This window comes from Phormidium yuhuli AB48 (assembly GCF_023983615.1).
In the GTDB taxonomy this organism is placed as follows: Bacteria; Cyanobacteriota; Cyanobacteriia; order Cyanobacteriales; family Geitlerinemataceae; genus Sodalinema; species Sodalinema yuhuli.
This window is the reverse complement of sequence record NZ_CP098611.1, coordinates 3,259,996-3,273,872: the sequence shown is the minus strand read 5'-3', so window position 1 is coordinate 3,273,872 and position 13,877 is coordinate 3,259,996. Positions and strand designations below refer to the sequence as shown.

12 protein-coding genes are annotated in these 13,877 nt (G+C 53.6%); 6 read left to right on the top strand and 6 right to left on the bottom strand.

Features of this window, described 5'->3' with window-relative positions; all coding sequences use genetic code 11:
• Positions 1-3 precede the first annotated feature (3 nt).
• Complete coding sequence (locus tag NEA10_RS14020) at positions 4-918, top strand: AAA family ATPase (RefSeq protein ID WP_252661414.1); 915 nt, start codon at positions 4-6, stop codon at positions 916-918.
• Here NEA10_RS14020 and NEA10_RS14015 read toward each other — a convergent pair.
• Positions 892-1,893 (bottom strand): Gfo/Idh/MocA family protein, encoded by a 1,002-nt coding sequence (locus NEA10_RS14015; protein WP_252661412.1) that lies wholly within the window; start codon positions 1,891-1,893, stop codon positions 892-894. The two genes, NEA10_RS14020 and NEA10_RS14015, sit on opposite strands and share 27 nt — an antisense overlap.
• Before the next feature lie 313 nt (positions 1,894-2,206).
• Here NEA10_RS14015 and NEA10_RS14010 point away from each other — a divergent pair, with 313 nt between their 5' ends.
• The 3 genes from NEA10_RS14010 (at position 2,207) to NEA10_RS14000 (ending at position 4,612) form a co-directional block, all read left to right on the top strand.
• A complete protein-coding gene (locus NEA10_RS14010) occupies positions 2,207-2,506 on the top strand; it encodes a ferredoxin (RefSeq protein WP_068788976.1) in 300 nt (99 codons plus the stop codon).
• A gap of 213 nt (positions 2,507-2,719) precedes the next feature.
• Positions 2,720-3,715: a glycosyltransferase family 2 protein gene (locus NEA10_RS14005; RefSeq protein WP_252661410.1), complete on the top strand. Its 996-nt coding sequence runs from the start codon at positions 2,720-2,722 to the stop codon at positions 3,713-3,715.
• A gap of 21 nt (positions 3,716-3,736) precedes the next feature.
• On the top strand, positions 3,737-4,612 hold the full coding sequence (locus tag NEA10_RS14000; protein WP_252665360.1) for an alpha/beta fold hydrolase: 876 nt from the start codon (positions 3,737-3,739) through the stop codon (positions 4,610-4,612).
• A 65-nt stretch (positions 4,613-4,677) separates the two neighbouring features.
• On the opposite strand, the gene NEA10_RS13995 is transcribed toward NEA10_RS14000, so the two are convergent.
• Both NEA10_RS13995 and NEA10_RS13990 read right to left on the bottom strand, forming a co-directional pair.
• Positions 4,678-7,908: a glycoside hydrolase family 15 protein gene (locus tag NEA10_RS13995; protein ID WP_252661408.1), complete on the bottom strand. Its 3,231-nt coding sequence runs from the start codon at positions 7,906-7,908 to the stop codon at positions 4,678-4,680.
• 102 nt (positions 7,909-8,010) lie between these two features.
• On the bottom strand, positions 8,011-8,580 hold the full coding sequence (locus NEA10_RS13990; RefSeq protein WP_252661406.1) for a DUF3122 domain-containing protein: 570 nt from the start codon (positions 8,578-8,580) through the stop codon (positions 8,011-8,013).
• Positions 8,581-8,741: 161 nt separating this feature from the next.
• Here NEA10_RS13990 and NEA10_RS13985 point away from each other — a divergent pair, with 161 nt between their 5' ends.
• Entirely contained in the window at positions 8,742-9,194 is a 453-nt protein-coding gene (locus NEA10_RS13985; protein WP_252661404.1) for a hypothetical protein, read from the top strand.
• Here the strand turns inward: NEA10_RS13985 and NEA10_RS13980 are convergent.
• Complete coding sequence (locus tag NEA10_RS13980; RefSeq protein ID WP_252661402.1) at positions 9,191-9,694, bottom strand: peroxiredoxin; 504 nt, start codon at positions 9,692-9,694, stop codon at positions 9,191-9,193. The genes NEA10_RS13985 and NEA10_RS13980 overlap by 4 nt on opposite strands.
• A 306-nt stretch (positions 9,695-10,000) precedes the next feature.
• Between NEA10_RS13980 and tsaE the strand changes: the two genes are divergently transcribed.
• A complete protein-coding gene (tsaE, locus tag NEA10_RS13975; RefSeq protein WP_252661400.1) occupies positions 10,001-10,465 on the top strand; it encodes a tRNA (adenosine(37)-N6)-threonylcarbamoyltransferase complex ATPase subunit type 1 TsaE in 465 nt (154 codons plus the stop codon).
• Positions 10,466-10,477: 12 nt separating this feature from the next.
• Here tsaE and NEA10_RS13970 read toward each other — a convergent pair whose 3' ends face one another.
• Both NEA10_RS13970 and NEA10_RS13965 read right to left on the bottom strand, forming a co-directional pair.
• Positions 10,478-12,757: a CHASE2 domain-containing protein gene (locus tag NEA10_RS13970; protein WP_252661392.1), complete on the bottom strand. Its 2,280-nt coding sequence runs from the start codon at positions 12,755-12,757 to the stop codon at positions 10,478-10,480.
• A gap of 72 nt (positions 12,758-12,829) precedes the next feature.
• On the bottom strand, positions 12,830-13,678 hold the full coding sequence (locus NEA10_RS13965; RefSeq protein WP_252661390.1) for a DUF928 domain-containing protein: 849 nt from the start codon (positions 13,676-13,678) through the stop codon (positions 12,830-12,832).
• Between the last annotated feature and the right edge of the window lie 199 nt (positions 13,679-13,877).

Here is a 13,877-nt window from a genome sequence, read left to right as displayed (position 1 = left end):
ACCATGGATCATCTAGCTCCCCTCCAGCGACTGCGTGAGAATCTCAGTAAAACCCTTGTGGGAAAAGACTCGGCCGTCCGCCTGGTTCTGGTTGCCCTCCTCGCTGGAGGCCATGCCTTACTCGAAGATGTCCCCGGTGTCGGTAAAACCCTACTGGCCAAATCCCTCGCCAAATCCATTGGCGGCAAATTCCAGCGTATTCAATGTACCCCCGACCTGCTCCCCACCGACATTACGGGAACCAACATCTGGAACCCTCAAAGCGCCAGCTTCGAGTTTCTGCCGGGGCCGGTCTTCGCCAATGTCCTACTGGCTGATGAAATCAATCGCGCCACCCCCCGCACCCAATCGGCCCTGTTGGAAGTGATGGAAGAAAAACAAGTCACCGTGGATGGCAACTCCCGATTTGTCCCCCAGCCGTTTTTCACCATCGCCACCCAAAACCCCATTGAATATCAAGGAACCTTCCCCCTTCCTGAAGCCCAAATGGACCGCTTCATGCTCTCCCTCTCCCTGGGCTACCCCACACCAGAGGAAGAACTACAAATGCTACAAGGACTCTCTAGCCGCATTTCCGTTGAGGAGTTAGACCCGTGCCTGAGCCTTGAGGAATTGCATCAACTCAGTCAACAGGTATCCCAAATTACGGTGGAACCCGCTCTACAACAGTACATGGTCGATTTAGTCCGCAGCACCCGGGCCGATAACGATGTGACCCTTGGGGTCAGCCCCCGAGGTGCGGTAGCCCTCCAACGGGCCTGCCAAGCCTATAGTTTCCTAGAAGGACGCGCCTATAGCAGTCCTGATGATGTCAAGTTCATCGCCCCCTATGTCCTCACCCACCGGATGATTCCCGCCGGAGGTCGTAAAGGGGAGGCCGTTATTGCCCGTTTATTGGAGACAGTCCCCATCCCCTAAATAAACCGGCGCATCTCGTTTCACCGCGAGGCGAACCGCCTCAGCGACCGTGAGACTATATAGACTAGAGCGTGGGTCCAGATACAGGGGCCGTCCCTGACAAAGATAATCAACAACCCGCTGCGTATCTTGCGCAAATAGACCTCGACGGGGGCCGATGCTAATGCTCTCCTGATGATTGCCTTGCTTAAGGTGTCCCTCCTCCGGGGTTAAACGCAGCACACCCCCCACCCCCCGCGCTTCCAGGAGATGTTCTTGGGTTAGGAAGCGATCGCCCTTGCCGTACAGGACATCGGCAAAGACCCCAGAACAAAACCGCAACTGAGCTTTACATAAGCAGGCCCGGTAATATGGCGTGGGGGTTTGCGGCCAAAAACGAGCCTGAGCCGTTACTGACTCCACTTGACCCAACACGGAAATGAGGCGGTGGAGTCTGGATAAGGCCCCGATTAAAGGGAAGCCAAACTGCTCTGGGGAGTAAGTCCAACGGCGAGGGGCCGGATCTTTGGGGTTAATGGTGCAATAGCGCACATCACTAATCCCTCCGAGATGGGGTAAATAGTCCACAAAAGCCTGGTGTAAGCCTCCAAGGAGTTCAATATGGGCGATGTGTAATAATCTCTGTTGCTGCTGGGCGAGGGTTAGTAGAGCTTGAGCCTGGGCGGGAATGAGGGCCAGGGGATATTCAGCGACCACATGTTTACCTCGCTCTAGGGCCCCTTGCGCGATCGCTCCTCGGTGATGATTGAGACTGGAGATAAAAATCAGATCCAGGTCTGGCCGCTCCAGCAGCTCTTGCCAATCCGCACAGGGCGCACCTCCCCAGTCCTGGGTAAACTCATAACTGCGTTGACGATCTCGGCCCGCCACCGCTACTAACTCAGCCCGGTCGTCGTCGAGCAGGGCCTGCGATCGCCAACGGGCCACAAACCCCGTTCCCACCAAACCGACCCGAATCGGCTGTTGAAGCACCATTTCTCTGACTCTAACCCCAGTAAGCTCCATCAATTTAACTCTAACCCAGTTCTGTGCCAGCCTTCAGTTCCTCAGGCTGGGATGCTGGCCACTCCAGGTTTTCCTGTCTCCCAATGGCGATCCATAAGCAAATCCACATTGAATTAGGAATTATTATAATAAATTTCGTTACAAAGATTCCCGATTTAGGGGTTGCATCCGTTAGCTTTTCCCGTAATATCAGAGATAGGAGATACCTAAACAACCTCAGTCGGGGCCCAAAGCCTCGATTTGTTGAATTAGGAAAACTTATAGATATAGAGAGGATCATTTCATGGCTACTTACAAGGTCACGCTCGTTAACGAAGAGCAAGGTCTCAACACGACGATCGAAGTTCCCGATGACGAGTACATCCTCGATGTCGCCGAAGAGCAAGGGTTGGATCTGCCGTACTCCTGCCGTGCGGGTGCTTGCTCCACCTGCGCCGGCAAAATCACCGAAGGAAGCATCGATCAGTCTGATCAGTCCTTCCTCGATGATGACCAAATCGAAGCGGGTTATGTGCTGACTTGCGTGGCTTATCCCACCTCTGACTGCACCATCGAAACCCACCAGGAAGAAGCACTGTACTAAATAAGTTTTTTAGGTGTGACGCTGGCTGAATTAGTCGGTCAGCGTCTGACATCTTAGCGACCTTAACGCTACTGTGACCCGCAACGAAGCCATTTGCTTTGAAGCGGGTTTCTCGTGGCCCAGGAAACTACCAGAGTCTGAGCCTCTAGAGAGGAAGACTATACTAGAGACGATCGCCCTGTTGTGGCGAAATCCTGACTCTTACCCCCGTCCATGCCTAAAGTTAGCGTTTGTATCCCCACCTATAACCGTCAAAACCTGCTTCCCTTCGCCGTTGACAGTGTGGTCAACCAGTCCTTGCAAGATTGGCAACTGATTGTCTGTGATGACGGCTCCCAGGATGAGACTCCAGAGCGAATGAGGGACTATGAAGCCCAGGATACCCGGATTCGCTATCTGCGTCATCCTCAAAACATCGGTAAAAGCAACAATATGCGATCGGGATTTGACGCCGCCGAGGGGGACTACTTCATCAAATTTGATGACGACGATCGCCTCACCCCAGACTTCCTCACCCAGATGGTGGCCGTCTTAGACGCGTATCCCCAGGTGGACTTTGTCAGTTGTGACCATTGGCTCATCAATCAGACCAATCAGCGGGATCTCGACGCCAGCGAGCAAAACTCCCGCTATTGGGGACGAGAATCTCTAGAAACGGGTGTGATTGACAATCTCTTAGAGGTCGTCTTTATCCGCCAGAGTTTACAAGTTGGCTGCACCCTCTTCCGCAAAGCCGCCTTAGAGACGGTCGGCTTTATGCGCCCAGACTTACAAAACTGTGAGGATAACGACTTATTGGTGCGTTTAGCCTTAGCCGGAAAGGTCGGCTATTACCTCGATCAACGGCTGATGGAGTATCGAGTTCACGCCGAACAGCAAAGTATCCAACGAGATATCCGCTACCTCGAAGACAAACTCAAATACCTAGAGTACTTCAACTTTCAGGACTCCCCAACCCTCGAAGCCAACCGCCAGCAACGCCTCCAAGATACGCGGCTTCTGTTGGGCCTGCGCTATATCGAGGGCCATCAGCCTCAGCCAGGACGGAAACTCTTGCAAACCTACCGACAGCAGAATCCCAGTAATCGTAAAGCCATCTTTGGTCTGGTCATGTCCTATCTTCCCTCGGGTCTACAAGAGCCCGTTTGGAGCTTAGCTCGGGAGATGACTCCCCGCTCCTATATGGAACAGATGCGCCAGGGCAACTAATCTGCTCCCCTGGGCGTTATGATGGTAGCTATGGCAACCATTAATATCCTCGGGGTTGAACACGTTTACGAGTTAAGTGACCCCGTCCCGAACGGTTCTGTTTTAGTCTTTATCCACGGTTGGCTGCTCAGTCGTCACTATTGGCAGCCTGCCATCGATCGCCTATCGCGATCGCACCAATGCTTAAGTTATGACTTGCGCGGCTTTGGAGACTCCCAACTCCCTCCAGACTCCCCCAGTAACCTCGGCTACAGTCCGGCTGACTATGCCAAAGACCTCAATCACCTCCTCGAACAGCTCAACCTCAAGGATGTCTGGCTCGTGGGCCATTCCCTCGGCGGAACCTTAGCCCTATGGACGGCCCATTTATTCCCCCAACGCATAAAAGGGGTCATTTGTGTCAACGCCGGAGGAGGAATTTATCTCAAAGAGGAGTTTGAACGTTTCCGAGCAGTGGGCCGGCGGATTGTTCAATGGCGCTTGCGTTGGTTTAGCCAAGTGTCTCTCATGTGTTGGCTCTTTACCCGGGCCGCCGTCGCGAAACCCCTTCCCTTTCTGTGGGGACAGCAACGAGTCATTGACTGGGTCGTCGCCAATCCCGAAGCCGCCTTAGGGGCCCTCCTGGACTCCACCACAGAGGAAGAAGTCCATCGCCTGCCCCATATTGTCTCCCAACTCCAGCAGCCGGTCTATTTCATCGCCGGGGCCAAAGACAAGATTATGGAACCCAAATATGTCCATCATCTAGCGAGTTTCCATAGTCTCTTCAAACGCTGTTGTGGAGGTAATGTCATCGAACTCGACGGCTGCGGCCATATGTCCATGCTCGAACAAACTGAAGACCTCCTACAGCACCTGGAAACCATTATCGACAGCCCCCAAGACAGCCCCCTCTGAGCACCCCGAAATCGTCCCCCTCCTCCCCCTCCGTGTCCTCTGTGACTCTGTGGTTACCCGATTAGCTATTTCTGCCCAACCTCCTCAAGTTCCGCTTTCGAGCCTTCGTGACTGAGGAACTCAAAGGCCTGGGCAATAAACTGGGCACAAATGGAGGGGGAGGCTTCATAGAAGTTACTCCAGGCGGCGGCGCGGTCTTCGTCGTACCGGTCGATGCGTTCGGGATACCGCTGTTGCCAGGATAGGCGCACCGCATGGCCAATCAGTACATCCAAGACAATATAGTCGTCGATTTCTAATTCCGGGTTGCGGGCGAACAGGGCCTGTAACTCCATCAGGGCCTCGATGGTGAGATGGCGATATTGGGGGGCAGGAATTTTATTCAATAACCGTTCCACCCGCAGGGCAAAGTTTTTCTCGCCGGGGGTCATCTCCGCCAGAATATACTCACTCTCAATGCGGTTGCGGCTTTCGAGTTTGTCCCCAATTACCAGACCCTTGCAATGGTTGAGGATTTGCCAAACTCGGGGATAAAACTGTTTAGGAACCCGGCCGGCGGCCCCATCCCGCTGACGTTGTCGTAACCAGTCGTCTGGGGGAGTTTCCTCGGTCATATCCTCCGGTAAGACCCGCCAATCAATTGTGGGGCTGCTGGATTTGATATGTAGGGATTCCTGCTCTTGTAGACGGCGGTTAAAACCCGTGTAGCCGGCGATCGCCCCCCGCAGACGGGTTTGAATCTCAAAGGGACTCAACTGCATCAGTTTGTTATAGGCTTCATCCTGGGTCATGCCAAATTCACTGACAATCTCAGTGGTTAACAGCAAAATTAGATACCCGACGCGCAGGGTGAGTAGGCCATCAAAGAGACTCGGTTCAGCTTGAATCATCAAGCCGAGATAGATGGCAATTTCTTGGGTGAGGACGCGATCGCGCACATCTTCATGACAGAAGCGATCAATCTTCTCCATCAACTCGTTGTGAGGCAGAGGACTGGTAATAATCGACTCTTCACTATAGGATTTGCCGATAGCCAACTGTTTCTGACGCACCACAACATCGGTGACTGCTTCTGTCAAGCCGAGGCTGGCTTTGCCCAATAACCCCGCCGCATAGCGTACTACAGACCAATGAACGGTACCGGTGTTACGAGCATCATAATGACTGGCTTTGTTGTAGAGTTCTTCGAGTAAATCCGCCACGGTTACTGGGCGCTCACCCCCGAAGCCAGTATCGAACTCTAAACCTTCCAAACCGACTAGGGTATGCAGAATTTCCACCTGTTCGTAGATATTCTGAGACTCTCGCAACCGTTCGAGCAATACGTCACTCTCCCGTTCACATTCGAGGCTAAACTCTTGGGTGGGGGTTAGGGGCTGACTCTGGGTTGGGTTATAGAGGAGATAAGCACTGGAGACTTCCGCTTCCGTTTGCGAGGGTTGGGAGACTTCAAACTCCTCTAAATCATCAATGCGTTCACTCCCAGCGGTTAAGAGTAACTGATTGAGAGACCCCAAGCGAACGGGAGTGCCTTTACAGTCCCCGTCCCGCAATTGCAACATCAGTTCTAGGAGAGGTTCTTGACCGGTTTCCACCAGTTTACGGGTCAACATCAGGATGAGGGTGGGCCGACCTAAGTTATACCAATGGCGAGAAATATAGGAAATTTCACTTTCAATTTGGGCAATGAGAAAGTGGTAATCCAGGGTGATATAAAACTGTTGGGGATTCACAAATGAGGGCAGAAACATGACTCGCTCACCCCGAATCCGAAATACTTGTGCCGTGGTCAAACTGCGGACGAGCCGTTTGGGTCGGCCGGTTAGATTTAACTTTTCATTGCGCCCAACCTGGTAGTAAATACCGGCGAGTTCTTGAGCATCACTGAGCTTAATCGGTTCAATCTCTGCTAGGGTTTCTGTGGCGATGCCATAACCCGCGAGTTCATCTTGTAAGGCGCTATCTTCTGCTAGGAGCGCCACTTGAACGACCGACGGATGGGGTTTACGCCGATGTAAATGCCGTCCCAGGGGGTCGATATCCCCTAAGTCAATCAGTCCTGCTTCTATGATTTCTCCTAGCCAATAGAGACTTTGAGCCCAAACTAGGGGGATGTTCTCATTCGGCAAGCGGGCTTGAGTATGGGGGGTTTCTCGTTCCGCTTCGATTAAGTGTTCGGGAACATAGTAGAGTTCGGGAAGGAGTTCCCAGCCATTTTTTTCGACTAAAATCTTTTCAATTTTCTTGCCATACTCACGGGCTTTATCTAGATTGCCCATGAAAAGATGATTGAGATATAAATAGCAAAAGAAGAGGGGCCATTCACATTCAATGTTCTCGAACTGCTGAAGTTCTTGGGGTTCATAGTGGAGTCGGTTACTATCCTCAATCGCCGTCTGGTGACCGTCCCGCAAGAAGCGTTTGCAGCCATAGTTCCCTTGCAGCTTATCGACAATTTTACGGTGAGTGCGATCGCGCAACTGACTATCCTCCACCCCAAAGGCGGGGAAGCCAATCACACTCAACAAAGCCGCATCCACTTCCTTGGAGTTGGATTCCCGAGGGAGTAGGGCCTCTAAGGTAATGCGGGCCCGGGCAATATCATCAGGGACCACATGAATCACGGAGGCTTGGTCGCCACGAGTGCCAAATAGGTTAACTCCCTGCATGGCCTCTAGGGCCGCCTTAGCCATCCCCACGGAACTGGCGTTGAGTTCCGGCTTACCATGATTAATTTTATTGCCCCGTTCCCAAATGCCATAATCCGGGGTGCGGTAGGTGCGGCCAATGTAATAGACGAGGTTTTGGACAAAGTTAACCTCATCGAGATTAAAGACAATTTGCAACCCCGATGCGGTCATCTGAGACAGCATCAACAGAAACACCGAGGTCGCATCAATCTGTAAATGGCCCCATTCATGGTCGGCCACAACCGGATCGCCGCTGGCCGTATCATACTTGGCATGAAGGGCATCGAGGGGGTCTTGGGTATGTTTGAACCGTTCGACTTTGTGGGCCTGGTTCATCATTGAGCGCAGCAAACCGCGCATCAACTTGACCACACTCTGTTCAAGTTCGTAGGCTCGTCCCTGTTCTGTATCAATTTTGCGGTAGGCCAGAGCCAATCCCCAGACGGCGAGGATGCTGTAGACATTATCCCGCACCCAGGCATCGGTATAGTCCCCATGTTCGGTAATGGCCGTACTGGCAGGAAGTAGGCCACTGACGGGATGTTGTTTGGCGAGGATAACCCCTTTGATTTCGTGATAGAGGCGATCGAGTTTGGGGTTGAGCATGGTGGGGAATAGGGGCAAGAGGCAAGAGGCAAGAGGCAAGAGGCAAGAGGCAAGGGGTGGGTTATGCCTTTTGCCTTCTTCCCCCTACTGCCTAGTAGATTACTATTTTTTGACGATGTCCTGCCATTCCAGGATGACAGGGAGAGGAATTTGTAAGCTGGCTGGCCGTTCTTTGAGGGGGAGGGTTAATTCTAGGGAACCGCGAGAGGGCAAACGATTGGCGATCGCCCCCATATCATATTCGCCGATATTGGGGGCCGGGGCCTCCTCGGCAAAGTCATCGGCGGCTTCTAACTTGTCCCCTCGTGAGGGGGTGAGGATTAGGGGTTGGGGATGTTGAAACTCCACTGCGCCGGGGAATCCAGCTAGACGTAGATTAAGATTACGGGTTTCGTCAGACTCTGCAACTCGTTTGTAGAAAATGACCTGCCAGGAGTTCCCTAAACTGTCCTTGAGGCGATGACGGGTTTGGTAAATCACCTGTCCGGGGGCTTCTGTTTGTTCTTGGATGGGAGCGGCCTGAGCCGGGGACTGGCTTGGTACGGCATAGAGGGGGCCGGCCAGCAGAATCAGTAAACTGGCGAGGATGAACAGGGTTTGGCATAGGGTTTGAGGCAAGATGCGGGTCTGGGAATCGCCGGTTTGACGGAAATCTGGGTCTTTATCGTTCACAGTCAACCTCAACAATGCAACGCTGTTTTGAGATTTTAACGTGCTTTTCCTGGCTCTGGGTTCCTATCTGATGACGGGAGGGGCAACTGGGGCAACTGGGAGTGGGGATGGGGCCCTTGCTGTATGATAGGTTTGCCCAGAATGGATGAGGATTAACGGTGTTGGCGGCATATTGGCAGGGACTAGGGCGCTGGCTTGGGCTGAGTCTGGTGGCGATCGCATTGGCGGCCTGTTCGGCTGTGCCGATTTTCTTTGATACAGACTTAGTGGCCGATGCGATTTCTTTACAACTGGAACAGACTCAGAGCCAGCTCACCTCCCAGTTACGTCTGAGTGAAGCCCCCACCTGGAGTGTGGATCGGGTTAAGGTGAGGGAAAATGCCCCGGTGATGATTCAGGATTTACCGGGATATCATCTGCGGGGAACCTATCGCCTCACGATTGAGTTACCCCGAGGAACGGTGACTCGCCCGAAACAACCGTTCGACCTCTATCTACAAGGACAAAAGGAGGGGAAAAGCTGGCGTTTAGCGAAGTATGGCCCCGGGGATGCTGGGGAGGCGGCGGACTGGAGAACCTATCTGATTCCCCCGAAAGGCTATTACGTGGATTAGGAGGAGGTTTGTAAGTCTTTGAGGCGAGTCAGCACGTCCTGACTGTGAATCGAGGGGTTCACCTTGACAAAGCGATCGCGCAGGATGCCCTCGGGGTCAATGATAAAGCTATGGCGGACGGAGCGGGAGTAAATCCAGGACCCATAGGCTTTACTGACGGCTCCCCCAACATCGGATAATAGGGGAAAGCGCAGGCCTTCGGAGTCACAAAAGTCTTGATGGGAATCTACGTCATCGGCACTAATGCCTAAAATTTGGGTGTTGAGATCTAGGTATTTGGGCAAATCCTCTTGAAAGCGGCGGGCTTCTAAGGTACAACCAGGGGTAAAATCGGCGGGGTAGAAGTAGACGACTAGCCATTGTCCCCGATAGTCGGAGAGAGAAATCTCCCCATCACCGCTATTACTGGGGAGGGTGAAGTCTGGAGCGACTTGATTCAGCGGGGGTAAGGTTCCCCCCATGGCCCAAGCGGTTGAGGGGGAAGCCAGAAGGCCAGTCATCGCAGTGAATCCCAGCAAAACGAGGGTCAACAGACGAGATATTAGAAAGGAGCGACGGGTCATCATGCCAAATCTATGCTAGCGACGAAAAATTCTGCCCTCCAGTGTAACTGAGTTGCCCCACCCATCACCCAATCCCTTTTTATCGTTCCATTGCCTTCCCCCCCTATTGCCTATTGCCTTCCCCTCCTGGGAGGGGTTAGGGGTGGGTTATGCCTATTGCCTTCTTCCCCCTCCCCCCTCTTGCCTATTGCCTTCCCCTCCTGGGAGGGGTTAGGGGTGGGTTATGCCTATTGCCTTCTTCCCATGACCTCAACAAGCCTGTTTCTCGCCAATGCTGACGCTACCCACCGCTTGGGTGAAAAACTCGGCCAGGGATTACCCGCCGGGACCACGTTACTGCTGCAAGGGGAGTTAGGGGCGGGTAAAACGACTCTCGTTCAAGGAATCGGTGCGGGGTTAGGGATTGGCGATCGCATTGTCAGCCCCACCTTTACGCTCATTAATGAGTATGATGATGGTCGCATTCCCCTCTATCATCTGGACCTCTATCGTTTAGAGTCCTCGGAGGTGTGGGGGTTACAGCCTCAGTTGTACTGGGAGGGATTGGAAGTCGAGCCTGGGTTGATGGTGATTGAATGGGCGGAACGGTTACCGGAGTTGCCCCCATCTTATTTGACCTTGGAGGTGTGCTATGAGGGGGACGGACGGCAGGTGACGGTTACGGGGACTCCAGCCCTGATGCAGCTGTGGGAGGAGAGGTGCGCGTAGGGAGTTGTGGGGTTAGTTGGGTTGGTAAAGCTGCTTAAAATAGGCTTTGAGTTCTAGGGGGACGGCGGTGAGGCGGATGGCGAAGCCGTTGGGAGGGACGCTCTCGTCTTTGATGACTTTGCCGTAAAACTCTTCCGAGCGTTTTCCAAAGGATTCGGGTAAATCGATGATTAATCTCAGGTTCGTTAACACATCTGCTCCATGGGGTGAACTGAGATGAGCGCCCTGGGGTGAGAGTTTAATCAGTTGGGCGGGATAGTTGCGATCGCTCAGTTGTTTGCCCTGTAAGGGGGTAAAGGAGACGGGAAGGGCGGGGTTCAGTTCATGGAGGGGCAGGTGATCTCGGGATAGGCTGAGGGTATGTTTGCCACTGATGCCGACGACGGAATAAATGGAGATGGGTTGGCTGACGCCTTTGGGGGAGACTTTGTCTTCACCGTCAATTTCCAGGGCACTGTCGACCTCGTTTAGGGTCGATTCGGTAATGAGAATCTGACCGCCGACGGTATAGGATTCGATGCGATAGGTTAGATTGACTTGGGAGCCGACAATGCCATATTTGGTGCGTTTGAGGGAGCCGATGTTGCCGACGACGACTTCCCCGGTATTGATGCCAATTCCCATTTCCAGGTTGGGCAGGCCTAACTGGGTCATGTTTTGATTGACTTGGGCCATGGCTTGCTGCATGGCGATGGCACAGGCGACGGCGCGTTCGGCATCGTCGGGGCGTTGGGTGGGGGCGCCAAACAGCACCAGAATTCCATCCCCCATAAACTCGTCGATGGTTCCCTGATAGTGGGTGATGGCATCGGCCATGGCTTCGAGATAGATGTTGAGGATGGAGACGACATCTTCTGGGGGGAGTCGTTCTGAGATGCTGGTGAAGCCTCGTAAGTCGGAGGTGAGAATGGTGATTCGACGCCGTTCTCCTCCTAATTGCAAGCCTTTTGGGGTTTCTAGGAGGGTGGCGACCACTTCATCGGTGAGGTAGCGGCTAAAGGTTTGGCGAATATCGACGGCTGAGCGGGCCACGTAGGCGATGACACTGAGGGCAGCTAGACTCTGGGCAAGCAGGGGGGGGAGTAAGGGAATCCACCAGCCTTCTAAAAAGGCCCAGTAGGCGATGCCGATGATGACGGTTCCGGAGAGGATTTGCCCCAATAGGCGCATGGCCCGATCGCTATAGCGCCAAATCCAGGCTAAACTGGCGCCGGAGATGGCGGCTAGGAAAATCCAGGCCCATTCTAGGGGGTTGGGAAGGGTGAGAATTTGCGATCGCCCGTCGAGGGTGGCACTGAGGATATGGCTGACGACGTTGGCGTGGACTTCTACTCCTGAGGTTTTCTGAATCCCCTCGGCTTGCACACTGAAGGGGGTATCAAAAAAGTCCTTGAGGCTTTCGGCAGTGTGGCCAATCAGGACGGTGCGATCGCGAAAGATATCTGAGGAAACCCGTTGCTCTAAAATATCTTGTAGGCTAATGGTTTCAAAGGCTTTACCGTTTTTGCGGTAGTTGATAAAAATTTGGTAACCGCGATCGTCAAAGGCGCCATAGCCCCCATCGCCACTATAGAGCGGGACAAAGACGGTATCTCCTAGTTGCACCCATTGACGGTCATCGTCGGTGACTTCAGGGAAAATGCCATAGGGTTCGAGGTGGAGTAGGGCGAGATGTAAGCCGATACTGAGGACAATTTCTTGGGATTGGGGGTCGGTGAGATAGAGGAAGGCCCGTCGCAAGCGGCCATCTTGGTCTCGGGGTAAGTCGTTGGCCCCAACACGGCCGAGTTCTGCTAGGACCGGAGGTGGGGCAACGCGATCGACACCACCGGTGATTTTGGCGATGCCGATGAGGTTATCTATCTCTCGGTAGAGCTGATTGAGTTGGGCATGACCCGGTTCTAGGGGCGGGTTTTGCAAGAGTAACTCGGGTTGGTCTTGAAACTGCTGGACAATTTCTCGGTAAGACGGTGGTACGGGTAAGTCTCGATAGATATCGAGGCCGATGGCCCGGGGTTGGCCGGCGGCGATGTACGCCAGGGCCTGGGCAAGAAGTTGATCGTTGATGGGATGACCGTACTGTTGCAAATCGCTTTCGGAGATTCCCACCACTAACACCCGTTTGTCGGGGCCGTCCCAGGGACGGAGGCGAAAAAATACATCCAAGGCTGCCAGTTCTGAGCCTTGGAGAAGTCCCGTCGCGCGTATTAGAAAAACGATGACGGTGGCGGTGGGGGCGATCGCCCAAATCCCTCGCCACCGCCACACCTGTTGTCGAAGTTTATCCCACATAAGGTTTGCCGTTGGGGAACAACATTCGATGCACCTAGGATGGAGGGTTGCTTAGGAGTCCCGCTTAGGGAGTCATTCTCCGGCTTCGATGTCAGATGACTGATGCCAGATGGGCAACACTTGAATGGTAGCCTGGTCGGGACAGTCTTGTTGCATGGGCCTGACGACCTCAACGTCGGTGTCGGGGGGAATGACCCCAAATCCGGCGAGAATGTAAGACCAAGCATTGAGATGGCGGGTCATTTGGTGAAGATAGTCAAACCAAATCCCCTGAGTTCCATAGAGATAGGCGGATTCTTCGACATTCTGACCCTGGGTTAACTGTTGGGCCACCTCGGCTTCGGGTTCCACTCGCTCAATCCAACCTTGGTAAATCATCAGGCTAGTGGGATCTTCCATGGCCCGGGGATTGCACTGGATTTCTAGGAACCAACGATAGGACTGGCCGGTGACTAATCCGGGTTCGTTGCTGGGGGCGGAAAAGCTTAAAATATGGTCTCGTTGGCTGAGATTGGGGGGAAGGCTGACGCTGGCTCGATGCACGTCTTCTATGTCGCCGTTGGGGGTCTCTCCTTCGATGATGATTTCGGCGCTTTCTAATCCCTCTTGGGCACTACCCAGGTACCAATAGAGGGTGGGATGTTCTTGATAGGTCAGGCCAAAGTGAACGTTACGAGGGTCAACGGGCATGAGGGGCACCACCTCTAGACAGTCGGAGCGTCGAGTGGCTCCCCCATCAGCGGATTCGGGTGCGCCGCGATCGGGTGGGGAGAACTGAAGTCTGCGTCCCCCGGAACTGATGGGAGTGCCGGTGTTGGGGGTAGAAAATTGGGCGCTCAGGGGACGCTGATGGCTACTGAGAAGTCCCAGCAGCAGCCCCAGACTTAGGAGGGTTAGGGATGAAACACGATTGCAAACCATGGTGCTAAAGAGACAAAAATGGGTGGAACCTTAGCTCGCCCTCCAGGACAATTGAGCGTGGAAGAACCGGAGAAACTAGGGGTGAGCCTAGGTAGAGTCTAGCGTGCTGGAGGCATAGGCATATAAGATAAGACATAAATCTTGCGAAAATCCTCAACTTATCTCAGGGATGGCTTCATGATAGGGTTGGGGGCCGAGG

Bases quoted from the DNA above. Each gene is read 5' to 3' on its own strand.
- NEA10_RS14010 (WP_068788976.1), top strand. From the start codon at position 2,207: ATGGCTACTTACAAGGTCACGCTCGTTAACGAAGAGCAAGGTCTCAAC.
- NEA10_RS14005 (WP_252661410.1), top strand. From the start codon at position 2,720: ATGCCTAAAGTTAGCGTTTGTATCCCCACCTATAACCGTCAAAACCTG.
- NEA10_RS14020 (WP_252661414.1), top strand. From the start codon at position 4: ATGGATCATCTAGCTCCCCTCCAGCGACTGCGTGAGAATCTCAGTAAA.
- tsaE (WP_252661400.1), top strand. From the start codon at position 10,001: ATGACCTCAACAAGCCTGTTTCTCGCCAATGCTGACGCTACCCACCGC.
- NEA10_RS13965 (WP_252661390.1), bottom strand. From the start codon at position 13,678: ATGGTTTGCAATCGTGTTTCATCCCTAACCCTCCTAAGTCTGGGGCTG.
- NEA10_RS14000 (WP_252665360.1), top strand. From the start codon at position 3,737: ATGGTAGCTATGGCAACCATTAATATCCTCGGGGTTGAACACGTTTAC.
- NEA10_RS13995 (WP_252661408.1), bottom strand. From the start codon at position 7,908: ATGCTCAACCCCAAACTCGATCGCCTCTATCACGAAATCAAAGGGGTT.
- NEA10_RS13970 (WP_252661392.1), bottom strand. From the start codon at position 12,757: ATGTGGGATAAACTTCGACAACAGGTGTGGCGGTGGCGAGGGATTTGG.
- NEA10_RS13980 (WP_252661402.1), bottom strand. From the start codon at position 9,694: ATGACTGGCCTTCTGGCTTCCCCCTCAACCGCTTGGGCCATGGGGGGA.
- NEA10_RS14015 (WP_252661412.1), bottom strand. From the start codon at position 1,893: ATGGTGCTTCAACAGCCGATTCGGGTCGGTTTGGTGGGAACGGGGTTT.